The sequence below is a fragment of the Paenibacillus puldeungensis genome, from assembly GCF_042678945.1.
Lineage (GTDB): Bacteria > Bacillota > Bacilli > Paenibacillales > Paenibacillaceae > Fontibacillus > Fontibacillus puldeungensis.
Genome location: NZ_JBHTLM010000012.1, coordinates 101114 through 122453 on the forward strand (window position 1 = coordinate 101114; position 21340 = coordinate 122453).

At 45.8% G+C, this 21340-nt stretch carries 21 protein-coding genes; 8 read left to right on the forward strand and 13 right to left on the reverse strand.

Annotation, left to right across the window (positions count from 1 at the left end; all coding sequences use genetic code 11):
- Nucleotides 1–23: 23 nt before the first annotated feature.
- A complete protein-coding gene (locus ACFQ3W_RS16525) occupies nucleotides 24–2276 on the forward strand; it encodes a beta-L-arabinofuranosidase domain-containing protein (RefSeq protein WP_379320346.1) in 2253 nt (750 codons plus the stop codon).
- A 105-nt stretch (nucleotides 2277–2381) separates the two neighbouring features.
- Here the strand turns inward: ACFQ3W_RS16525 and ACFQ3W_RS16530 are convergent, their stop codons facing one another.
- From ACFQ3W_RS16530 to ACFQ3W_RS16555, 6 genes are all read right to left on the reverse strand, one after another.
- Nucleotides 2382–2750: a RidA family protein gene (locus ACFQ3W_RS16530; RefSeq protein WP_379320347.1), complete on the reverse strand. Its 369-nt coding sequence runs from the start codon at nucleotides 2748–2750 to the stop codon at nucleotides 2382–2384.
- A gap of 181 nt (nucleotides 2751–2931) precedes the next feature.
- Nucleotides 2932–3978, reverse strand: a complete 1047-nt coding sequence (locus tag ACFQ3W_RS16535) for a TlpA family protein disulfide reductase (RefSeq protein ID WP_379320348.1) — start codon at nucleotides 3976–3978, stop codon at nucleotides 2932–2934.
- Between the two features lie 15 nt (nucleotides 3979–3993).
- Nucleotides 3994–4719 (reverse strand): ABC transporter ATP-binding protein, encoded by a 726-nt coding sequence (locus ACFQ3W_RS16540; RefSeq protein ID WP_379320349.1) that lies wholly within the window; start codon nucleotides 4717–4719, stop codon nucleotides 3994–3996.
- The gene (locus ACFQ3W_RS16545; RefSeq protein WP_379320350.1) at nucleotides 4712–5533 is read right to left on the reverse strand and encodes an ABC transporter permease; all 822 of its coding nucleotides are present in this window, start codon (nucleotides 5531–5533) and stop codon (nucleotides 4712–4714) included. Before ACFQ3W_RS16545 ends, ACFQ3W_RS16540 begins: the two co-directional genes overlap by 8 nt.
- A 25-nt stretch (nucleotides 5534–5558) precedes the next feature.
- Nucleotides 5559–6071 carry a nitrous oxide reductase accessory protein NosL gene (locus ACFQ3W_RS16550; RefSeq protein ID WP_379320351.1) on the reverse strand — a complete coding sequence of 171 codons (513 nt, stop codon included), beginning with the start codon at nucleotides 6069–6071 and terminating at the stop codon, nucleotides 5559–5561.
- Nucleotides 6068–7417: a right-handed parallel beta-helix repeat-containing protein gene (locus ACFQ3W_RS16555; RefSeq protein ID WP_379320352.1), complete on the reverse strand. Its 1350-nt coding sequence runs from the start codon at nucleotides 7415–7417 to the stop codon at nucleotides 6068–6070. The genes ACFQ3W_RS16550 and ACFQ3W_RS16555 overlap by 4 nt, the downstream gene beginning before the upstream one ends.
- A 261-nt stretch (nucleotides 7418–7678) precedes the next feature.
- Between ACFQ3W_RS16555 and ACFQ3W_RS16560 the strand changes: the two genes are divergently transcribed.
- The 5 genes from ACFQ3W_RS16560 (at nucleotide 7679) to ACFQ3W_RS16580 (ending at nucleotide 12659) form a co-directional block, all read left to right on the forward strand.
- Nucleotides 7679–8497, forward strand: coding sequence for a sugar phosphate isomerase/epimerase family protein (locus ACFQ3W_RS16560; protein WP_379320353.1), 819 nt, complete (start codon nucleotides 7679–7681; stop codon nucleotides 8495–8497).
- A gap of 134 nt (nucleotides 8498–8631) precedes the next feature.
- The gene (locus ACFQ3W_RS16565; protein ID WP_379320354.1) at nucleotides 8632–10077 is read left to right on the forward strand and encodes a spore germination protein; all 1446 of its coding nucleotides are present in this window, start codon (nucleotides 8632–8634) and stop codon (nucleotides 10075–10077) included.
- 11 nt (nucleotides 10078–10088) lie between these two features.
- Complete coding sequence (locus ACFQ3W_RS16570; RefSeq protein WP_379320355.1) at nucleotides 10089–11261, forward strand: Ger(x)C family spore germination protein; 1173 nt, start codon at nucleotides 10089–10091, stop codon at nucleotides 11259–11261.
- 3 nt (nucleotides 11262–11264) lie between these two features.
- Nucleotides 11265–11489 (forward strand): hypothetical protein, encoded by a 225-nt coding sequence (locus ACFQ3W_RS16575; protein ID WP_379320356.1) that lies wholly within the window; start codon nucleotides 11265–11267, stop codon nucleotides 11487–11489.
- A gap of 27 nt (nucleotides 11490–11516) precedes the next feature.
- Complete coding sequence (locus tag ACFQ3W_RS16580; RefSeq protein ID WP_379320357.1) at nucleotides 11517–12659, forward strand: GerAB/ArcD/ProY family transporter; 1143 nt, start codon at nucleotides 11517–11519, stop codon at nucleotides 12657–12659.
- Between the two features lie 40 nt (nucleotides 12660–12699).
- On the opposite strand, the gene ACFQ3W_RS16585 is transcribed toward ACFQ3W_RS16580, so the two are convergent.
- Together ACFQ3W_RS16585 and ACFQ3W_RS16590 are read right to left on the reverse strand one after the other, a co-directional pair.
- Nucleotides 12700–12963, reverse strand: a complete 264-nt coding sequence (locus ACFQ3W_RS16585) for a hypothetical protein (RefSeq protein WP_379320358.1) — start codon at nucleotides 12961–12963, stop codon at nucleotides 12700–12702.
- A 21-nt stretch (nucleotides 12964–12984) separates the two neighbouring features.
- Entirely contained in the window at nucleotides 12985–14322 is a 1338-nt protein-coding gene (locus ACFQ3W_RS16590; RefSeq protein ID WP_379320359.1) for an aminotransferase-like domain-containing protein, read from the reverse strand.
- A 161-nt stretch (nucleotides 14323–14483) separates the two neighbouring features.
- On the opposite strand from ACFQ3W_RS16590, the gene ACFQ3W_RS16595 reads away from it, so the two are divergent.
- Complete coding sequence (locus ACFQ3W_RS16595; protein WP_379320360.1) at nucleotides 14484–15413, forward strand: DMT family transporter; 930 nt, start codon at nucleotides 14484–14486, stop codon at nucleotides 15411–15413.
- Nucleotides 15414–15479: 66 nt separating this feature from the next.
- Nucleotides 15480–16172 carry a type 1 glutamine amidotransferase gene (locus tag ACFQ3W_RS16600; RefSeq protein ID WP_379320361.1) on the forward strand — a complete coding sequence of 231 codons (693 nt, stop codon included), beginning with the start codon at nucleotides 15480–15482 and terminating at the stop codon, nucleotides 16170–16172.
- Between the two features lie 75 nt (nucleotides 16173–16247).
- Here the strand turns inward: ACFQ3W_RS16600 and ACFQ3W_RS16605 are convergent, their stop codons facing one another.
- From ACFQ3W_RS16605 to ACFQ3W_RS16625, 5 genes are all read right to left on the reverse strand, one after another.
- Nucleotides 16248–16832: an NAD(P)H-dependent oxidoreductase gene (locus tag ACFQ3W_RS16605; protein WP_379320362.1), complete on the reverse strand. Its 585-nt coding sequence runs from the start codon at nucleotides 16830–16832 to the stop codon at nucleotides 16248–16250.
- 158 nt (nucleotides 16833–16990) lie between these two features.
- Nucleotides 16991–17416: an Rrf2 family transcriptional regulator gene (locus tag ACFQ3W_RS16610; protein ID WP_379320363.1), complete on the reverse strand. Its 426-nt coding sequence runs from the start codon at nucleotides 17414–17416 to the stop codon at nucleotides 16991–16993.
- 104 nt (nucleotides 17417–17520) lie between these two features.
- Nucleotides 17521–18627, reverse strand: coding sequence for a GerAB/ArcD/ProY family transporter (locus ACFQ3W_RS16615; protein ID WP_379320364.1), 1107 nt, complete (start codon nucleotides 18625–18627; stop codon nucleotides 17521–17523).
- The gene (locus tag ACFQ3W_RS16620; protein WP_379320365.1) at nucleotides 18627–19745 is read right to left on the reverse strand and encodes a Ger(x)C family spore germination protein; all 1119 of its coding nucleotides are present in this window, start codon (nucleotides 19743–19745) and stop codon (nucleotides 18627–18629) included. Before ACFQ3W_RS16620 ends, ACFQ3W_RS16615 begins: the two co-directional genes overlap by 1 nt.
- Before the next feature lie 37 nt (nucleotides 19746–19782).
- Nucleotides 19783–21261, reverse strand: a complete 1479-nt coding sequence (locus ACFQ3W_RS16625) for a spore germination protein (RefSeq protein WP_379320366.1) — start codon at nucleotides 21259–21261, stop codon at nucleotides 19783–19785.
- Nucleotides 21262–21340 lie beyond the last annotated feature (79 nt).

The window sequence follows — 21340 nt, forward strand, 5'->3', positions numbered from 1 at the left end:
CAAGTCCAGGAGGTAAACACATCATGGCAGCACAGGCTTTTAGTCTGAAGCAGGTTCGAATCTTATCCGGACCGCTCAAGCATGCAATGGAGCTGAATGGAGCCTATTTACTGAAACTCGATGCCGACCGGCTTCTCTCCCGGTTTCGGGAATATGCCGGACTTGAGCCGAAGGCCGCGCATTATGAAGGCTGGGAAGCTATGGGTATCAGCGGGCATACGCTGGGCCATTATTTATCAGGTTGTTCTCTCATGTACGCTTCTACAGGAGAGTCTGCATACTTGGAGCGCGTAAACTATGTTTTAAATGAACTCGATCTATGCCAGAAGGCGCATGGTAATGGGTTCATTTCAGGTATTCCACGGGGGAAGGAGCTTTTTGAAGAGATTAAAGCCGGCGACATTCGCTCTCAAGGCTTTGACCTGAACGGTGGCTGGGTTCCGCTCTACACGATGCATAAGCTGTTTGCGGGCTTGCGTGATGCCTACCGCTTGACGGATAGCCGTAAAGCACTCGAAATGGAAATCCTTCTAGGAAAATGGCTGGAGGATGTGTTCAGTCCGCTCAGCAATGAGCAAATTCAGCGAGTGCTCCACTGCGAATTCGGTGGAATGAATGAAGTCCTAACCGACCTGGCGGTCGATTCAAATCAAGCCCAGTTTCTTAGTTTGGCAGAGAAGTTTTACCATGGAGAAGTGTTGAACGACTTGGCATCGCACAAGGATACCTTGTCCGGACGTCATGCCAATACGCAAATCCCGAAAATTATCGGGGCCGCGCGCCAATATGAGGTGACCGGCAAGTCCAAGTACGGAGAAATATCTCGGTTCTTTTGGGATCGCGTGGTGCATCACCATTCCTATGTCATCGGGGGCAACAGTTATAATGAGCATTTCGGGGATCCCGGAAAGCTCAACGACAGGCTTGGCGAAGGCACCTGCGAAACCTGCAACACCTACAATATGCTCAAGCTGACGAGACATATGTTCCAGTGGGATGCCGAAGCTGCTTACGCGGATTATTACGAACGGGCCATGTTCAACCATGTTTTGGCTTCCCAGGAACCGGAGGATGGCCGGGTCTGCTATTTCGTTTCTCTGGAAATGGGTGGTCATAAATCGTTTAACACGCAATTCGACAGCTTTACCTGCTGTGTAGGATCCGGGATGGAGAACCATGCACTGTACGGGTCGGCGCTATATTTTCATACCGATAACGCGATTTATGTGAACCAATATGTCGGTTCTTCGGTCGATTGGCACGAGCAGGGCGTCAAGCTGATTCAGGAGACGGCCTTTCCAACGAAGGGCAGTGGTAAGCTAACTCTGCAGTTGGAGCAGCCCAAGCTTTTCACTCTCAAGCTGAGATGTCCGCATTGGGCTGGACGTGGGATGAGCGTGATAGTGAACGGAGAGCCACTGGAAATTACAGCTGTTCCCTCCTCCTACGTTGATATTGAACGCGAGTGGCACGACGGGGACATTGTCGAATACATGATTCCGATGACGCTCCGCACCGAGTCGATGCCGGACAATGCAAAACGCATCGCCTTCATGTACGGGCCACTCGTCCTTGCAGGCGATTTAGGACCGATCCAGTCAGACGAAAAGGAGCAGCAAATGCTGGCCTCCGTTATTATTGGTACTCCTGATACGATCACCGCAAACCTGGTTCCCAAGCAAGGAACGGAAGCTCGCTTCCTTATGAACGGGATCGGATTATCCCAGGACTGGGAACTGCGCCCTTTTTACGAGATGTACGATCGCCGTTACACGGTGTATTGGGATTCGTTCACCTCAGAGGAATGGCAGCGGGAAGAGACCGCCTATCGGACCGCACTAGAAGCAAATAGGCAGCTTGAGAAACGGACGATCGACTTCGTGCAGCCTGCTGAAATGCAGCCGGAACGCGACCATCAGTTCGAAGGTGAACATGTAGGCCTAGGATCGATTTATAACCGCAAATACCGGGATACTTGGCCGAATGGATGGTTCTCCTTTGTCATGAAGGTGCTTTCCGATGAGCCTGTCGCTCTGGCAGTAACTTACTTGAAAGGCTCGGCGCCGCTCACCGACTTTGAAATCACCGCAAACGGGCATCCGTTAGGCCTGGGTGATTTAGCTTCGGAAGAGATGGATAAGTTTGAAACCTATATGTATGAGATCCCGACTCAGGCGATTCAAGGTCAAACCGAAACAACGGTTAAATTTTCCGCCCATTCGGGATGCAAAGTAGCGCGAGTCGCCGGATTGCGAACAGTTCGTAAGGATAAATAATATTTTAAAAACTAAATTGACACTGTAATTGACACTGAGTTTGGGCGTTATTGATCAAAAAAAGACAGCGATAATCGCTGTCTTTTTTTGACTTGCTGTATTATATTACTTACCCTTATATGCTACTGCATCAATTTGAACTTTAAGCCCATTAGGACCGCCTATGTGTGCAAATTCCGTGGAAATAGTCTTTCTCGCAGGATAATTTCCTTTAAATCGTTGCTTGAAAACCTTCTCCATTACTGGGATATCCCAAACATCTCTGAGCATTACATCTACTTTAACTACTGAATCCAGAGTTAGATTTACTTTTTCTAATCTCTCGCTCATGTTATTGAGAGCGCCTTCTACTTGTTCATCAATTGAACCTCCAACATTTCCAACACAGAAACTTAAAAAAATAAAATCTCCTGCTTCTACAAAACCAGAGTAAGCATTATCTTCGTTTACTTCATACCTAATTATCTCACTCATTGGCACATCGTCTCCTCAAACGAATTGGATATAATTAACACTACTCATAATAATAGAACGAATGTTCGTAATTATCAAGCTCCAGATTGTTATTTCACATTGCCATTTCTGCGAGTTACTTGCACCTCAAAGGGGAGCCCGTTAGCATTTGACCGGTGGGCTTCCTTCTTATATCAATTTGCTATAAGTTTTTGACCGCCGCTTTCATTCGATCATAGCTGATGGCTCCCTGAAGCCGCTCACGAATCACCCCATTGCCATCAACAAAATAGGTCGTCGGATACGCCGATACTTGGTACAGCTCCGCCACATTCCCTTCCTTGTCCAGAACGATAGGAAAGGATATCCCTTGTTCGTCCACAAAGGCTTGCACCGAATCGCTCCCCTTCTCGGTAAATGACAAGTTGACCCCGAGAACGACTACATCCTTGGATTCATAATTCGCATAAATTTTTTGCATGTGCGGCATTTCCGCCTGACAGGGAGGGCACCAGGTTGCCCAAAAGTTGATAAGCACTTTTTTACCTTTGTAATCGGAAAGCTTTACGGGCTCCCCCTTCAAATTGGTTAATATAAAATCCGGTGCCAGTTTACCCTTTTGTATCCCTACCTCCAACGTGGAGCCATCGGTGCTAAATTTGTCTACTTGACTATAAAAATCGTAACCTGCATACACGACAAGACCGATCAGCGCCAGGATCACAACTATATTCCTTTTCATCTCTTTCGTTTTATTTTCACGGAATAACGTTCGAAAAACCCAGAACAACGCCAGGATGATTAGGGTCAATCCCAGGTGAAGTGCATAACCCCACCGATCCTCGCCCCCAAATGATAAGAGAAGCAGACGAGAAGAAATCCAGCCCCCCAAAGCAAACCATACGATAATGTCAATAATCTGCCGATGCATGAATCCCTGCTTAATCCAGCGAAGCCATACAAAACTAACAGAAACGAAGCTCGCCAGACCTACTCCCCACACTCCACCGTCAAAGTACAATAACGATAAGGGGTGGCTGAGAAACTCGCTTGGATGAAATAGGATGAAGCTGCCTTTCCAGATCAACAGCCACAGCAATAAGCCGCTAAACAGTCGTGAAAAAATGTCGCCTCGCCTGGACCAATTTCGCAGGCGGTACAGCAGCAACAGCCAGCCTCCCAATCCAAAGCTAAGGTATAATATGAGTCGGCCGTTTAGTATAAAGGGCCCGAGCTGTAATGAATCCAATCGGCACTCCTCCATTTACATTTTAGTTAATCCTAAGCTATAGTTAAAGGCACCAAATAATGAGCCATATCGCTCGCAAATCTCGCTTGTAGAACCTTCGCCCACCGCATGCCCGCCGCTCATAAACACAATATAGTCAGCCACCTGTTCGGCAATTTCTAATTGATGTGTGGAGAAAATGACGGTATGCCCTTCCTCTCTAACGCGCCGAATATGGGACACAAATTCATTCATCCAGAAAGGGTCAAGCCCATTTGTCGGTTCGTCCATAATGAGCAAAGGTGGCTTAGCCAGGAGTGATTGGGCAAATAAAAGGCGCTGACGCATCCCCTTGGAGAACGTGGTCACGATCATTTTATCTTTGTCCTCCAAACCCACGAGTTCAAGCAGCTCATCCACTGTCACCGCAGGCTCCGGGATCTTCCGTATTGCCGCCCAAAAGGTGAGCGTCTCCCTGGCCGTTAATCCATGCTGAAACTGATAATCATCCGGCATGAAGCCGATTTGCGCTGCGTAAGCCTTTCTGTCCTTGGCCCATTGCAGGCCATTAATGGACACCTGCCCGCAGGTAGGTCGATAAATCCCGGCGATGATGCGTAAAAGCGTACTTTTCCCGGCTCCGTTACCTCCGCATAAAGCCAGTATATTCCCTTTATCAATCTGAAGGCTGATATCCTCAATCAAGGTTTGCTTCTTGATGGCTTTAGATACTCCCTCCACCTTGAGACAAGTTTCAACCACGTGAGCGCCCCCTTTCCCATATCCAGTACACGGCGGATATCGAAACGATGATCCAGGCGGCACAGATCCCTACAAACAGCCAGGAACCACTGGGGAGATTGATCCACTGAATCCACGCGTAATACTCCGGGCCGAGTACGGCCCCCCCGCCTAGCTTAACGACGATGAACAACCTCACCAGCTCAGCGGGATTCAGCAGCGTTAATGTGACAAGCAAAGGCTTGATCCATGCATACGGCAGCAGCCCCAAAATGGCAATAAGAATCGCAGGCCAGCCTATAACGGCAAAAAACCACACCGCCACCGAAACGGTGAGCGCTTGCCAGCGATTTTTGCATAAAGAACCAATCAACAAAGCGATTGTCAAAAATAACATCACCAGTCCAGCTGAAAAGGTTATAAACATAAAATAGGTGGAAGGATCAAAGTTCGTCCCAAGCAGGCCGCTTACTAGCCCCATTAGTCCATATCCGAAGGTTACAATGACAAGCAGCACAAATGCTAGTCCGACATATTTGCCAAGTATGAACGGAAGCGTCCCTATCGGATAAGTAGATAGAAGCCGCCAGCTCCCCTCTTCCTTTTCCGAGGTCAGCGAAAATGAACCAAGAAACAACGTCATAAGCGGCAGCAGATAAAGAATCAGGTTTATCATAGAGCCTGTCGTCGATGTGTACCCCTCGACCATATTTTGCGAATGGATAAGAAGCAGGCTCAGGCTAAATACACAGAATAATGCCAAAAACGAATAAGCCCACGGGTTTCGAAATCCCGTCTTTATTTCTCTTCTAGCTACATGAATCAGCTCGTTCATTAGAGTACATCCCCAATATTAGTGACTATTTGTGTGACGATCCTTCAGACATATGTTCATGCTTGTGCTTCATCATCATATCCTTGTTCTGCTTCCAATCGTGGGATGCCAGCTCTTCTGCTGATAGTACTTTTCCAGCCCCTTGCTCGGTAACAAAAGCTTTAGCCGAGGCAGCATCCTTGAAGCTGATAACACCATAAGCCATCGGCGTACGGAGCGATTCATCATAGACAAAGCTTGCCTTTTTAAATTCAATCCAGTCCTTGCTGTTATAGTCACGAACATAATCCATCCCGATGTTGTCCGTACCGTTACGTTTTTTCCATTCATTCATACAGCCGACATCATCAAACTTATAGCTTTTGCCGTCTTTTGTAATGATCTGGGTGGCATAGGCGTTATCCTTGACCTGCATATTGCAGATGGCGCAAACATCGACATCTTCCTGGATCGCAAGCGGCTCGTATTTTTCCCCGCAAGCAGATAGTGCTAATACCCCGATAACAAGCAACAATAACAAGACATTCCATTTTCTCATGATCTAAAAACCCCCAAATAAAATATTAGCAATATAGAAACAAGCAGCATCATTCCACCGGCGAACATGACCAGACCTGGGTACTCCGCGACCCCACCTGATAGCAAGGCTGTCGGTTTTGTTAGCGGCGCGTGGTCGGAGGCCCAATCTGCTCGGTCACCAGAAGAAAGATCGCTTAAAAATATCATCCCTGGTGACTGAAAAAACAGCTGATAAGCCGCATTCTTGGCAGTCAACCGCTGATAAAACGGATTTGTGGCGTAAGGCAGATCACTGAGCCCATCGTTCGTAACGTCTAGTCCTTGAAAAGCGTCCCAATAGTTCCCATCAAGCTGATTCTTTTTGCTGGACGTAGCACTTGCCTCAATGACATTGGCAATAAAAGTGTTGTTCTGAAAGCGATTTCCATCGGCGTTTAAAAACTGAACCCCGGTGTAATTTCGAAGCACCAGATTGTCCTTCAACACGTTATTGGAGGATTGCTCCATATAAATGCCTACCCTATTCCCTTCAACGGTGTTCTTAAAGATGCTGGAAGTATGCACGTCATAGAGTAAAATTCCTTGAGCATGAACGTTTTGATTTTGCTTGCGAAAAGAATTTCCTGACACGATCACATCGGACACACCCATGATCATGGCACCGGTATAATTGTATTCTCCGAGGTTATTCGTAACATGCGAACCATTCACATACATGCAATGGATCCCATATCTCAAATGACTTAACCGATTGTTATCTACTTTGACGTCTTGACTGTTCTCAATATAAATTCCGTCTCGAAGATACGAGATTTGATTGGCAATAATCTGAATCCCATCGGAATTGTACAGATCGATCCCGTTGCCCCTGTTTCCGCCTAACTTTCCTTCCAAACGGATCCACTTTATTTTGTTATTCGTTATGAGTCCGCCTTTTGAATCACGCAGTAAAATGCCAAATCCCCGAGTTTGTATCGAGAGATTGTCAAGCGTAACATGGTCAGCTTTCACCGATACAGCCGGTACTTCCCCGCCGGCAGCTTGCCGAATCTCAATATTACGAAGCTCCGTGCCTGCTGAGTTTATTGCAATAGCAGCTTCGTCCGATGAACCGTTGATCAAGGAGACATCACCATCTCCTAGAATCGTTAATTTCTTATCAATGACGACTGGACCAACATACGTTCCGGAGGTTAGTTTAATCGTATCCCCAGTCCCTGCCTGATCGATGATGGGCTGAAGTGGAATCCCGATAGGTTCATCCGAGGCTTCAACTGCTCTAACGTGATCTGCGCTCATGAAAAATAAACAAGAGACTAGGAACAATACAAGGAAAATACGGCTGTAACCTCGAAATGACATCATTCTCCTCCTATCGCCGCAGCATTCCTATACTTTCCGAAATAAAGCTATAGTTTTAGTGTAAAAAAGATAGATATCACTTCATATAGCCCGATCGGGCTATGACATAGCAAATTTTGTGTCTGTTTTGTGATTTTTATCATTGACTTTATTAATGACCTGCAGGTGGAATTCTCGTTTTTCTTGTGCCTTTAAATTGCCAAATTGATATGACATAATGGCTTTGAAAGCTTAAATTGGAATGAACGGAAGGAGAAGCTATTGATGCAGCTATCTGTGTTCTACAACCATATTCTCGTAGCAAGCGAGCAAACAGGACTGAGTGTGGATGAGGTGCTGCGGCGTGTACGCAGTTTTGGCATAAGTGCCGTGGAGCTAGGAAGAGATGAGATCGGCTCTGATAAGGAGAAATTTAAAGAGCAACTCAGTAAGGCGAAAATTGCAGTTTCCTCGATTTATGAAACTTTTGATTTTGGACACGCTCCAGATGCTGGACCTGGACTTGAACTTATTGATACGGCTTATGATTTTGGTGCGAGCAAAGTGCTGGTGATACCCGGCTTTATAGAGACTTCAGCTTCTGTGGAAGAAAGAAATCTAGCACTCCAGCGAATGGCGGCCACCTTAAGAGAAATATGCGATTATGCCGAAGAAAAGGGAATTACCGTCACGATGGAGGATTTTGACGACAACAGAGCACCTTACGCCTCCTCTGATGAGTTAGTCTGGTTTCTTTCAGAGGTGCCTAAGCTTGGCTGCACGTTCGATACGGGGAATTTTATATTTACCGGTGAGAATGAGCTGGGCGCATTCGGAAAACTTGCAGATCGAACAGTCCATGTGCACTGCAAAGATCGTTCGCTGGATGAACAAAACGGCGGGATAGTCAAAATCACGCTTAACGGAACTCGGCTCTACCCGTCTCCGGCTGGTTCCGGGATAATTCAGATTCAAGAGATCATCAATCGACTGCAAACGCTTGGATACGATGGTACCCTGGTCATTGAGCATTTTGATTCCGTTGATGAGCTGGCCTATATGGAGCAATCGGCTAAATGGCTGCGTTCAATAATATCAAAATAATTATTTTATATACAACCGAAGGACCTTGCGAAGCCGCAAGGTCCTTCGGTCGTTCCATCACCAGTGCATAATTTTGCTCATCTTCCAAATACTACCCTTAATTATGATGGCATGAATGGGAGGGTAGCAGTGACATGAGCGATATCAAGCAGGATTTTCAAGAAAATAAGGATACGCTCCGCCAGGTGTTTACGCAATGTGATGATTTCACGATGCTCGATTTCCTTATCGGAGAAAAGCAGGTTTCCGCTTGCCTCTTCTTTTTGAGAGAGATGGCTGATAAGCATGTCATCAATCGTATTTTGCATCACTTGTCGAACTTAAATTGTGCGACTAACCCTGCCTACGGCCAATTTGAATGGATCAAACAAAATTTGGAGCTAGATGATGTAACCAAATCATCGGAATTAACCACCATATCAGATGCAATTTTGTCCGGTTATACGGCTCTCCTGCTTAATGGCTTTTCCGAGTGCATCCTGATCGGTTCCGTCGGAATCGAGTACCGGGCCATTTCTGAGCCTTTGGCTGAAGGAGTCATCAAAGGCCCCAGGGAAGGCTTCAATGAATCCATAAAGACCAATCTGACCTTAATTCGAAAGCGGCTGAGAACGACACGTCTGAAATCCGAAAGCTATGTTCTTGGCAATTTTACGAAAACGGAAATTCTTATTGTTTATTTGGAGGGAGCTGCATCCGACTCTCTCTTGACGGAAGTTAAAAATCGTATCCAGAAAATCGACGCAGACAGTATTTTGGATACTCAGTATATTGAAGAATTTATCGAGGACCAGCCATTCTCTTTATTCCCGCAGGTAGAAACGACAGAGCGTCCGGACAAGGTAGCCTCCTCCCTTCTAACCGGGAAAGTATCGATCCTTGTGGATGGCACCCCATTTGCCATTATCGTGCCCGTTACATTGTCGCAATTTCTGATCTCCAGCGAGGACTACTATCAAAGATACCCTTTTGCGTTGTTTATCCGAATGTTACGCTATTTGTCCGCAAGCTTTTCCCTGCTTCTTCCGGCTATTTACATTTCGGTTACGACATTTCATCAAGAGATGGTCCCCACTCCGCTCATGATTTCTATCGTAAACTCTTATGAAACGGTCCCTTTCCCTGTTTTTGTTGAAGCCTTGTTACTTGAGCTGACCTTTGAAATCATCCGCGAAGCCGGTATTCGCCTGCCTCGATTAATCGGCCAAACAATCAGCATCGTCGGCGCTTTAGTCATTGGACAAGCAGCGGTGCAGGCAGGTCTGGCATCGTACGGAATGGTTATTGTCGTGTCCCTGACCGGGATCATGTCATTTGTCATCCCTTCATATACCATTGCGATTGCGTTTCGTCTCATGCGTTTTATGTTTATGATCCTCGGGGCTACCCTCGGTTTATACGGTGTAATGCTCGGCCTGATAATGCTGCTTATGCATTTGGCATCGCTGCGTTCCTTCGGGGTTCCGTTCCTCGCGCCCATTGCTCCGGTGAACGTGAAGGCGTGGAAAGATACGATTGCACGCTTCCCGTGGTGGAGCCTTAGCAAGCGAGCAAGCCCCCAGGGACCAAAAAATCGTTAGGTGGTCAGGCTATGAAATGGGCTAAGAAAATGCTTCTATTCGTTCTGCTTATGACTCTACCGGTTACACTCGGCGGATGCTGGGACAATATTGAAGTAAGGGAGCTTGGCGTGGTGATGGGTATCGGTCTGGATTACGAAGAAGGCGAGGAGCCAATCCAGCTCACCCTACAAATGGTGGCTCCAAGCGGGAAACAAAGCGAGGAAGGGCAAAGCGGCGGGAACAAGAAATATGAAACCTACACAGTACACGGACAGACCGTTTTTGACGCTTACCAGAACATGCAAAAAACTTCACCTAAACGTACAGTGTTACCACACAGTAAGCTTGTTGTGATTGGAAAAAAACTGGCCGAACAGGGGCTTACGGAGGTTTCCGATTTTTTGGTGCGTGAAAGAGAAGTACGTCCCACATCGTGGATTGTTGTGTCCGATTCGACAGCACGTGAAATTTTGGAATCGGAGTTGGGTACGGGGTCCATTCCCGCTGCAGGCCTAGTCACGATGCAGGAAAATTTCTTGAGGTCATCTACAGGAAACCCTATCAACCTTATTCAATTTTTCATGCGCATGCAGGGGGATGCCAAGGCGGCCGTGACTCCAATCATCAAAAAGACTGGAGAACATATTCAATTTGAACAATCCGCTCTATTTCGGAGAGATCGAATGATCGGCACCTTGAGTCTTAACGAAACCCGAGGCTTGATGTGGCTTGAAAGCAAAGTTGAAAGCGGAAACGTCACCTTGCCTTTTCAGAACGAGGGCGTGAAACTTCAAAAAAATGTATCGGTAGAAATAAGCCGAGGCCATACGAACATTACCCCTCACTTCGACGGGCGGGATGAAATTACAATGGACATTCGCTGTAAAGGCTGGGCGCAGATTCGTGATACGGAGTTGGCGAACAAAATCTTATTCTCATCGCAACAAATTGAACGATTGGAAACGGCTGTGGAAACGCAGTTGGAAGAACGCATTCAACATACGATCGATATAGCCCGGCAGAAGTATAAAACGGATTTTCTCGGCTTCAATAACAAATTCCATAACCGATATCCGCAAGCCTGGAAATCGATTGGCAAGGACTGGGATGAAATTTTTCCGTCTATCCGCACAAACCTTGCAGTGGACATTGAAATAGTTCGTCAAGGCATCACCAAAAATCCACCTGTCAACGAGGATTGAACTATGAAATCAGGCATGGTGTTTTATACTATTGGCTTGCTGCTTATTTACGTCATTGACCTACACAAGTCGATTCGTAAAAAGGATAAGAAGAGCGTAATCGCGATTTGTATTCTGTTATCCATCGCTACGACTTTGGCAGGGATCTATTCTGTTGTCGGGCTAAACCCGCTTTATTTGCTACATTGGTGGTTAAGCCCGTTGGGTCGGCTCATCTGGGGAAATTAATGCGGTGCAAAGGAGATTTCTAACATCATGATTAATCAAGAGCAAATTAGCACGAATCAGTTTGTTTGGCTGCTGTTCATCATCATCACTTCGGTAACTGTCCTGCAAGCCCCGGGTATTCTGATGCAGACAGGCAGTAGAGACGCCTGGATGTCTGTGGTGGGCGGGATCATCCTAGACGTCCTGCTTGCGATCGCCTACGCCTATATGGGATTACGTTTTCCCAAGGAAAACTTTGTACAGTACAGCTCGACTATACTCGGACGGTGGATCGGCACGATCGTGGGCCTGATGTTTCCATTCCTGTTTCTCCTTACCTCCGTCTTGGTAATGCGAAGTTTCAGCATGATCATCCATACCGCTTTTCTCCCTAAAACCCCCCTTCCCATCATTTCTATAACCGGCTATGCCGTGATCGCCTACGGAGCTCGAAAGGGGATTGAAGTGATTGCAAGGGTGTCCGAAATTCTCGGGCCAATCTATTTTATCAGCGTGATCATCATTTCATTGATTTTGCTACCCTCCGCCGATATCCAGCGAATAAAGCCCATATTAGAAAACGGCTTTCTCCCGGTGATTAAAGGCTCTTCTTACATCGTTACCAATTATGGAATATGTATTATAATGGCGATGTTCATTCCGATCTGTAATCAGCCGAGAAACGGTTTTTTTGCAAAATTCACCGCAATCAACCTAGGCGGGTTTCTGGTAGGAATCATCGTTGTTTTCAGCATTATGGTGTTCGGTTATCAGCAAGGAGTTAACAAAATAGCCCCCAGTTTGTCCTTATTGAGGGTCGCCAACTTGGGTACCTTCTTCGAGCGATTTGAAATAATGTGGATGCTAATCGCGGTTGGAGCGGCAATTATTGGCTCGGCGCAATTAATTTGGGCCGTCAGCGTTGGAGTTTCCCAAACCTTCGGAATGAACCATTATAAGCCGCTTGTATTGTCCGTCTGCCTGATCTCAATCGTACTAGGGGAGACTTCCTTTCACAATCAAGGGCTTCACGCTGAATTTCTGCAGTTCACTGCTCCTATCGTCGCTTTCTTTATAGAGACCATTTTGGAGGTTTTCTTGCTCATCATGGCTCTCATACTGAAAAAAGGGGAAAAAGGCCACTTTAAGGATATCAAGCTGTGGCCAACCCAAGGACAGAGTAAATCATGACGGAACTCGTCCGCCATCTTTACCTGTCCTTCGATAATGGTTACTTCCGGTTACGTTTTCTAATCCGGGAAATGCCTCTATCGGTGAGAAAGGCAATAACCGCATAAAGGACACCCCACAGCAGCCAAGCGTCCCAGTTCATCTTGAAGGTGTTCCAGTCCGTCGTTATGTAAAGAAGCGGAAACAGGAATGCGATGATTGGCGCGATGATTTTACCTCTCCGAAGAAACGCCGACACGGCACCTATCACGACCGCAAGCAGTGGACAGAACAGAAACACCATTTGAAACGGATCCGGGTTCATAAAATGATAAATCAATAGCGCTCACCTCTGCTTTATTTCTTGGACAATAGCATTGACTCCTTCGTCAATTTGCTCAGGTTGTACCCGTGAAATGCTAATGCGCAAAAATTTCTCTCGTTCTAAATAATTGGATAAATAAAATTGCTTTCCAGGCACAACAATTACATTTCTAGCAGCAAGGCGCCTCGTAAGGCGATCTAAATTCACTGAAGGCTTCAGCTTAAACTGAGCATAGATGCCAGAAGCTGCATCAGGCACATCTAAATCTCCGTCTTTAGCGTGTCGATGAACAGCTTCGTACAACGCGTGAAGACGGGATGCGTACTGACTCGATATCGAAAATTTGTGCCGTTCATACATACCGTTTCTGATATAGATATCAAGCGCTGCTTGTGATAGTTGCGAGGTATCGGCGTATTTTTTGTAGGCACAAAATGTCTCAAGTAAGAGTTCTGGCAATACGACAGCCCCTAAACAAAGACCCGGAAAAATAATTTTCGAGAAGCTTTTTAAATAAACGACATGTGAAGTTCTATTTAAAGCATAAATCGGGTCAAACCCCGAAGCTTCACCTAGATCGGCCATATAATCGTCCTCAACGATGTACACGTTGTATTTACTCGCCAAATTGGCTATGGTTCGTCGCTCTTCCTCACTATAAGTCGTCCCCAGCGGGTTGTGATATCTAGGCATCGTGTAAAAAAATTTGATGTTTCCGTGTTTAAATTTGTCTTCCAGCTCCTGTAAATCAACCCCCTTGGCAGTACGGGCGATCCCGGTGACAGCCACCCCTTCAAACTCTAAAAATCGCAAATAGTGATCATAGCTCGGTTGTTCGACCAGAATCACCGATTTCCCGTTCGGAAAAGGCATTTTGGCCAATATTTCCAGAGCCTGGTGTGCTCCTGAAGTGATTACAATCCGCTCGGCTTTGGTGAACACCTGATCACCAGCAAAATGAGAAACGAGCGTTTGACGCAGGCTCTTAAGCCCCATCGTATCCCCATAGGTGAACAGCTGATATTTATAGGTATCGATGGCTTTGTTCAAACAGTGTTGAAAGTCCAAATACGGGAATAGACTTAAGTCCGGGGAAGCTGAAGCAAAATCGATACAGGGGTTGCTCGAGTGGTCCTTTACCTCGTGCTCCCCTTCTTTAACTATATAATATCCGCTTTGCGGAATGGAATAGATAGCGTGGCGTCTCTCCAGTTCAGTGTAAGCTCGGATAATTGTGCTGATACTGCATCCGTACAACTTAGCGGCATCTCTGACAGAAGGCAGCTTTTGACCTGAGCGGTATTGGCCCTCGTTCATTTTTAGTTCGAAATCCGCGAGAATAGATAAGTATTTTCTCATAATCCCCCCCTATCTCCCATCATTATTATAATACAATGAACTGTATCGGTACACTTTTGGAAAAAAGGCGTTGTACATAGCAGCAATTCGCCGTAACATGCTATTACAAAAGGTCGTTCGCGAACACCCTATAAGCTACTTCATGTAAGGGGGATACGTAAATGCAAACTCAAAGCCTAAAACTTGCTTATTGGGCTGTCATCGTAAATGCGGTTATTGTAGGATTTTCGTTTCTGTTCACGAAGGTGGCTATCGAATTTGCTGATCCAATGGATACGCTCACCTTTCGCTTTGCGGCCTCATTTGCGGTCATTTTAATTCCGTTTATATTTGGGCGCCTAACCTTAAATTTTCGTGGAAAATCACTAGTCAAGCCGCTGCTGCTTGCCGCTATATATCCGCTTGGATTTTTTGTGTTCCAAACTTTCGGTTTGCAGTACGCTACTTCTTCCGAGGGTGGCATCTTGTACGCCTTTACTCCGGTGTTAACGATGCTTCTGGCTTTCCTGTTCCTCAAGGAATCCACAACCCTTTTGCAGAAGCTTTCCATCGCTCTGTCTATTTTTGGCGTCGTGTTTATTCTAGTCATGAAGGGCAGCGGCTTTTCGTTATCCAATACGGCAGGGATTATTTTGCTTTCCCTATCTTGCCTTGCATTTGCCGGTTATAGTGTTTTGGCCAGGTCGATGCTAAAAACTTACCGTCCAGTTGAAATTACTTTTTTGACACAGGGGATCGGCTTCACTGTCTTTTTAGTAATCTCCTTGACCAACCATGTAACCACTGGAACGATTAAGACGTTTTTTACGCCGCTTGCAAGCGGGTCCTTTATTCTATCCGTTTTATATCTGGGTGTACTATCATCGCTCATCACGGCGCTGACTGCCAACTATGCATTGTCCAAATTAGAGGCTTCGCGCGTAAGTGTATTCACCAGCCTGTCAACCGTGGTGTCGATCGCTGCCGGAGCGCTCCTTCTTGGAGAGGAAATCAGGCTCTATCACATTATCGGTTCCGTGCTGATTATTGTCGGAGTAATAGGTACAAACCAGGCAAGCCGCAAAGCGGAAAAACATCCTGATCTAGGATAGTAAACTTTGTTTTTTTTGTGGTAATATATGACTTTAAATAGTTCATATCTTTTCTAGGAGGAAAACATGCACATTCACTGTATTCAACATGTTCCGTTTGAAAATCCGGGAGCGATCGTGAAGTGGTCGCAGCAAAATGGGCACGAGCTCTCAATTACGCACTTATATGCGGGTGAAGAGCTGCCCACAATAAACACCTGGGATATGCTGGTCGTTATGGGCGGGCCAATGAGCGTTCATGATGAAAAGGAATTTCCTTGGCTGGCAGAGGAAAAAAGCTATATTGGAAAAGCGATTGAGCAGGATAAAACGGTGCTGGGCATCTGCTTGGGTTCACAACTGATTGCCGAGGCACTCGGTGCCAAAGTATACCGCGCGAAGCAAAAGGAAATCGGCTGGTTTCCGGTAAACTGGACTCCAAATGCCCGCAATCTTCTCCCGAATAGTCCTGAACAATCCTCGGTCTTTCATTGGCACGGAGAAACCTACGATTTGCCAGCCGAAGCTGAGCTGCTTGCCTCCAGTGCCGTATGCCAAAATCAAGCATTTATATACCAGGGTAAAGTGATTGGTCTGCAGTTCCATTTGGAGATGCTTGAGGAAAATGTGAATACGATCGTCGACCAATGCGGGCATGAGCTTGAGGAAGCCCCTTACATTCAGACGAAAGAAGAAATATTGCGCAATTCCTCATCGTTCAACGATACGTATGCTCTGTTGTCGGAGCTATTGAATGGGCTGCAAAAGCAACTGTATTAAATACATTTACTCAGCATCCGCATCACAGAAAAACGGCTCCGAGCGCACCTCGGGGCCGTTTTGCATTCAAGCAACTTATAGCGATTTATACTTTTCTTCCACTTGAGCCAGCATGTTTTTCCGGTCGGCATCGGATGCAACGGTTGTTACCCCGCCAAACAGGAAATGCTCGATGACCTCGATCCCGCAGAACTCAAAGATCCCGCCGTCAGAAGTTTGTTTCAGCGAAGCGTTCATCCCAATGGATTCGTAAACATCGCCCGGCGTGCCGTAAGTATTGATGAGAATCCCCTTTTTACCGCTGAACAGCTTGTCGATCCCGCCTTCGGCATTGTATTGATATGCAAATCCATAGGAGAATGTACGATCAACATAACCTTTGAGAATCGCCGGCAGCCCCGTCCACCAAATCGGGTAAATGAACGTAATTACATCCGCGTTTTTTAAATACTCCTGTTCGGTTTTGATATCAGCAGGCACATTTCCCTCCCGCATTTGAGCTGTATCTTCGGCGGATAATACAGGGTTAAAGCCCAGTTTGTACAAGTCACGCACATGGACCTCATGCCCACTTTCTTTCAAGCCCCGAACAGCGGCATCCAAAATGGCATGGTTAAAACTGCCTTCATGTGGATGAGCGTAAACGATCAAATGGTTCATTTCTTTTCCTCCCAGAATGCAATTTAGATGTAATTATGCACTAGATAACATCGATTTAATCAGTTAGTAATCATGGCGGTTACTAAATGATCTAAAAAAAATAAGAAGCGCTTCTTATGTAATGTAACTATATCAGTTACATATGTTCCAGTCAACACCTAAGCATTTTCAGAACATTGAATATTCTCGACCACTTGCGCTAAAGTAGTTTGGGCGAGCGTTTGCTCCATTTGCAGTTGTGCAGCTCTAAGCGGCGTGTTTAAAGCATTTTGTATATTTTTTCCTACCGGACACTTTAGGTTCGTGTTTTGATGAATCGTAAAGAGATCCTTTGACTCGGGCAGTTCCACTGCGTTATATACATCCAAAAAAGTAATTTCGGATACTGAACGCAGCAGCTTGATCCCTGTAATCCCCGGTCTGGACTCTATAAGCTTCGCCTTACTGAGCATGCTCATAATTTTGCGAATAACAGCAGGGTTCGTATTTACACTAGACGCTATAAATTCCGATGTAACCTTCCCTTCATTGATATGAATGAGTGAAAGAATATGAATCGCTACTGAGAAACGGCTGCTAATCATGACAGCACCTCCTTACTGTAACAACAATTATTGCATATTGCAGCGGTAAAATCTATTCATGCTTGACGTTACAAATCGGCACTTAAACTCATTAATCAAGCTGATCAAGCCTCACCTTTTCGGCCAAGAAGCATAGAAATGCTCAGCAATATCAACGGTATTCCCGCGCAAAGGAAAATCCCGCCATACCCTGTGTATTTTTCTATGTTTCCGATCATTGCATAATCTTTCGGGTATATGGTCAATGAAAGCAGAGGGATTACGGGTAGATAGTAAACATATTTATTCCACTTCTTCGTAAGCTGGCTGACGCCAGCTGCGAAATAAAAGTAATAATTGGCTACGGTCATAAATATTTTGATGGTCCATAGTACGATAAACAAAATTTCAAACCGTTCCAGAAAAGCTCCGGGAAATTCAATTTGTTGGGCAAATGTAACTACAGGCCACTGTAAGTGGGCAACCTCCTCTACCGACAGACACGCTACAACCGCCGTCACCATAAGCAGATACAATCCCAAAGCGATCGCATACCCGATTCCTCCCGCCTTCCACGCCTTTTGCGGATTTTCCATGAAATTCGTCAGTATGAGCATCGACTCATATCCGAGCGTGGAGTATGGAATGACGAACAGTGATTTGATAACAGGACTCCACCCTTCATGAAATATGGGAAGCAGATTCTCAACATCGAAGCGGTTCACATTCATCAAAATAAGCAGCAAAAAAATGATAATCGAAAATGGGAAAAATAGCTCAACAAACCGCACCATCACATGAAGTCCACCTGATATTAAGTAGCCGACGAGGAGCAAAAATGGCAGCATAATGATCACTAATGGCGTTCTTTCAAGCGCAAGCACTTTGATAAATTCTCCCACCCATCTCGAAACAAGAGCGCAGACCAGAAAGCAATATGCGATAAAAATAACGTTAACAAGCATACCGATCCACTTACCAACAATACAGGTGGTGATTTCAAAAAAAGACTTTCCCGGGTAGCGTTGGCATAGCTTCACATTCACAAAAACAGCGCCCAGCCCTAAAATACTTGCCAGCATCAGTCCCTGCCACACATCAGGAGTCTGGGTCTTCTCGGCGATCGTTCTTGGTAAGCTTACGATACTCACGGCGTACACCGTAGACGCTACGGTACAAGCCGTTTGGATAACAGATATTTTTTCATGTCTCATGGTTGGTATGTTAGGCATTAAGAGCTCTCTCCTTTGGTGTAAGCGCCTGAACGTTTAATTTCTGCCTTCACCTGAACCTCGATAGGTACTTCACTAAAGGTATCTTGCCAATTTTTTTCGACACGATCCCAGTAATCAGGATATTTCACTTTCAGTTTAGCGCCGAACCCGAGCACATCCACCTTCATCTCCTTCTTTAGAATGTTCAGCGAATGGCGTGCCTTGCTTATAATTGCTTCTTGCGCAGCCTCTTTGGCACTTCGGATGAAGGGCTCCTTCAGAAGATCAGACGTTAGGTCCAGAGTCTCGCTTACTCTCAAATCTGTTTTTATTCGGACGAGAAACGAGAGCTCCTGCCCTTGCAGACGGGGAATAATTTTACTTTTCACCTTATCCACTTCAAAGACGAGCGTTTTTTCCGTTTCAGGTTCATTTGCTTTTAAAATGTTGCCCTTCGTCTTCCCAAGCATCCAGTTAATTCCGACAACATCGTCCTCTTCCAGCCAACCCGCGAACTTCTTTGTCTTTCCACGAATCACTGCCGCGCCTGATAAGATATTGCTGTCATTGATATCCAGCTTTGGAATCATAAAATCGACGTTTTGCGAGATATGCTTGGACAAATCCCCTAGCGTCGTTTTTCGTAGTATTTTTGAGTTTACCATACTGTTATCTGCCAAAGCCTCAAGACCGATTGAAGGCAGTTCCTGGTGTTTTCCTAATTTATCGAGGGCTTCCTTGGCCCTTCCTCTCACGATCATGATGACCGATTTTCGGCTCACTTTATAGGTACGCATATAGTGATCCAACAATTGGTTGATTTGGTTCTGCTTAATCGCCTCATCGCTGATTAAGATTAATCGAATAAAATTGAATAAAGGAGCTCGAGCAACTTGCTTGGTTTGTTCTCTCGAAGTCATTTGTATGCTCTCTGGACTCGTCGTCGTTACGTTGACATACATGTTTCTTTTTGATTCACGGGCAACAAGATGCTGGTAAGTCAGACTGATCATATTGTTGTCCTTATCGATGGCTACGCCTAGAATGATACTTAGCTCATCGATTTCCTGACTATCCCAACACCCTGTGAGAAGGGCGCACGCGAGCCACACGGCAGTACATTTTTGCAGCAACATTATTCTGCTAAACCGAGAAACGGGATGTCCCATGCGCTTACTTCCTTTTCTTGTTCGATAATGTATCGTCCTTTGTATTTAACATTACTGGGCGTTTCCTTATTTTTTTCAGCGGAAGCCGCACTAAAGTATCTTGTTGATCTCTCAAACGGATAGGTGCCATAGGAGACATATAAGAAACGCCAAAGCTCTTGAGCTTAACCATATGAGCGCCTAAAAAGATAAAAGCGAGAATTACACCATAAAGCCCATAGATAGCAGCGGCTATCATTATTGGGAATCGTAGAAGACGAATTCCTAAGCTGCCGCTATACTGCGGACTGGCAAACGATGAAATAGCCGTGAGTCCAACGATAATGATTAGAATTGCACTCACGATCGATGCTTGAACAGCGGCTTGTCCGATAACAAGGCCGCCCACTATACCGATGACCTGACCAATCCCTTTAGGCAGACGTAAACTGGCCTCGCGGAGAATCTCTAGAGCGACCTCCATAATCAACGCCTCGACAAAGACCGGGAAAGGAACATCCTGTCTTGCGGCAACGATTGACATCACCAGCTCCGGTGGAATCAGTCCGGGATGGAAAGAGACCAGAGCCACATACAGCGAAGGGAGAAATGTTGCAATAAGCAAAGCAAATAGCCGAAGAATACGAAAAAATGTACCCAGTAGAAACCGTTCATAATAATCTTCAGGCGATTGGGCCAGCATCCAGAACGTCATAGGTGCAATAAGTACGAAGGGCGAGCCATCCAGTATAATCACGACTCTTCCCGACGTTAATCCATTTACGGCTTTATCCAATCGTTCGGTTGCCTGAAGCTGGGGAAAAGGGGACCACATATTCTCTTCCAGCCACTGCTCAATAATTCCGGTATCCGTGGCATCATCGATATCGATTGCTTCTATTCTTTGTTTAACCTCTTGTACCAGTTCTTCGTTCGCAATATCCGAGATATAAAGTACCGCTAATTTTCGCGAAGACCTTCTCCCAATATGATATAAATCCATCTTAAAGCTCAGATCTTTGATATAACGTCTGACCATGGACAGATTGCTGTGCAAATCCTCAATAAAGCCCTCACGCGGCCCCCTCACTAGCGTTTCCGTACTAGGCTCCTCGACATTGCGCGAAGGAAAGCTGCCGGTCGAAGCGATGAGTATATCCTCGCTGCCTTTTATCAGCAAACAGGTATTCCCTGAAAGGATTTCCTTCACGCATGAAGCAAGGTCGCCTTGCTCATTGCGTCCGAACGTCAAAGAAGTCCGCTGCGCCAGCTCCTGCTCCACCTTCTCTGCGGATAGCTTAGTGCTTCCCACATTAAGTCCGATTAAAATTAGCGTCTTGATAATTTGTTCGTTGATCACGGCTAAATCGGCAATACCCGAAAGATAAACGACGACGACTTCCCCCCCCGATTCTCCCAAATGCAAGGGCTTAAAAACTGCGTCGGGAAGATGTTCAAGGGTCTTCTTCAGCTCAGCCAGGTTGTCTTTTGGCGATCTTGCCATGATTCACCCTCCTCAAAAAGACGTGGACATTAGATATAGAGGTAATATGTGTTAATTCACTTAAAATATTCTTCCAAGT

What these genes read in the sequence shown, in the direction of transcription:
- ACFQ3W_RS16525 (WP_379320346.1), top strand. Translation starts at nt 24, where the DNA reads ATGGCAGCACAGGCTTTTAGTCTGAAGCAGGTTCGAATCTTATCCGGA.
- ACFQ3W_RS16530 (WP_379320347.1), bottom strand. Translation starts at nt 2,750, where the DNA reads ATGAGTGAGATAATTAGGTATGAAGTAAACGAAGATAATGCTTACTCT.
- ACFQ3W_RS16545 (WP_379320350.1), bottom strand. Translation starts at nt 5,533, where the DNA reads ATGAACGAGCTGATTCATGTAGCTAGAAGAGAAATAAAGACGGGATTT.
- ACFQ3W_RS16550 (WP_379320351.1), bottom strand. Translation starts at nt 6,071, where the DNA reads ATGAGAAAATGGAATGTCTTGTTATTGTTGCTTGTTATCGGGGTATTA.
- ACFQ3W_RS16555 (WP_379320352.1), bottom strand. Translation starts at nt 7,417, where the DNA reads ATGATGTCATTTCGAGGTTACAGCCGTATTTTCCTTGTATTGTTCCTA.
- ACFQ3W_RS16560 (WP_379320353.1), top strand. Translation starts at nt 7,679, where the DNA reads ATGCAGCTATCTGTGTTCTACAACCATATTCTCGTAGCAAGCGAGCAA.
- ACFQ3W_RS16565 (WP_379320354.1), top strand. Translation starts at nt 8,632, where the DNA reads ATGAGCGATATCAAGCAGGATTTTCAAGAAAATAAGGATACGCTCCGC.
- ACFQ3W_RS16570 (WP_379320355.1), top strand. Translation starts at nt 10,089, where the DNA reads ATGAAATGGGCTAAGAAAATGCTTCTATTCGTTCTGCTTATGACTCTA.
- ACFQ3W_RS16575 (WP_379320356.1), top strand. Translation starts at nt 11,265, where the DNA reads ATGAAATCAGGCATGGTGTTTTATACTATTGGCTTGCTGCTTATTTAC.
- ACFQ3W_RS16580 (WP_379320357.1), top strand. Translation starts at nt 11,517, where the DNA reads ATGATTAATCAAGAGCAAATTAGCACGAATCAGTTTGTTTGGCTGCTG.
- ACFQ3W_RS16585 (WP_379320358.1), bottom strand. Translation starts at nt 12,963, where the DNA reads ATGAACCCGGATCCGTTTCAAATGGTGTTTCTGTTCTGTCCACTGCTT.
- ACFQ3W_RS16590 (WP_379320359.1), bottom strand. Translation starts at nt 14,322, where the DNA reads ATGAGAAAATACTTATCTATTCTCGCGGATTTCGAACTAAAAATGAAC.
- ACFQ3W_RS16595 (WP_379320360.1), top strand. Translation starts at nt 14,484, where the DNA reads ATGCAAACTCAAAGCCTAAAACTTGCTTATTGGGCTGTCATCGTAAAT.
- ACFQ3W_RS16600 (WP_379320361.1), top strand. Translation starts at nt 15,480, where the DNA reads ATGCACATTCACTGTATTCAACATGTTCCGTTTGAAAATCCGGGAGCG.
- ACFQ3W_RS16605 (WP_379320362.1), bottom strand. Translation starts at nt 16,832, where the DNA reads ATGAACCATTTGATCGTTTACGCTCATCCACATGAAGGCAGTTTTAAC.
- ACFQ3W_RS16610 (WP_379320363.1), bottom strand. Translation starts at nt 17,416, where the DNA reads ATGATTAGCAGCCGTTTCTCAGTAGCGATTCATATTCTTTCACTCATT.
- ACFQ3W_RS16615 (WP_379320364.1), bottom strand. Translation starts at nt 18,627, where the DNA reads ATGCCTAACATACCAACCATGAGACATGAAAAAATATCTGTTATCCAA.
- ACFQ3W_RS16620 (WP_379320365.1), bottom strand. Translation starts at nt 19,745, where the DNA reads ATGTTGCTGCAAAAATGTACTGCCGTGTGGCTCGCGTGCGCCCTTCTC.
- ACFQ3W_RS16625 (WP_379320366.1), bottom strand. Translation starts at nt 21,261, where the DNA reads ATGGCAAGATCGCCAAAAGACAACCTGGCTGAGCTGAAGAAGACCCTT.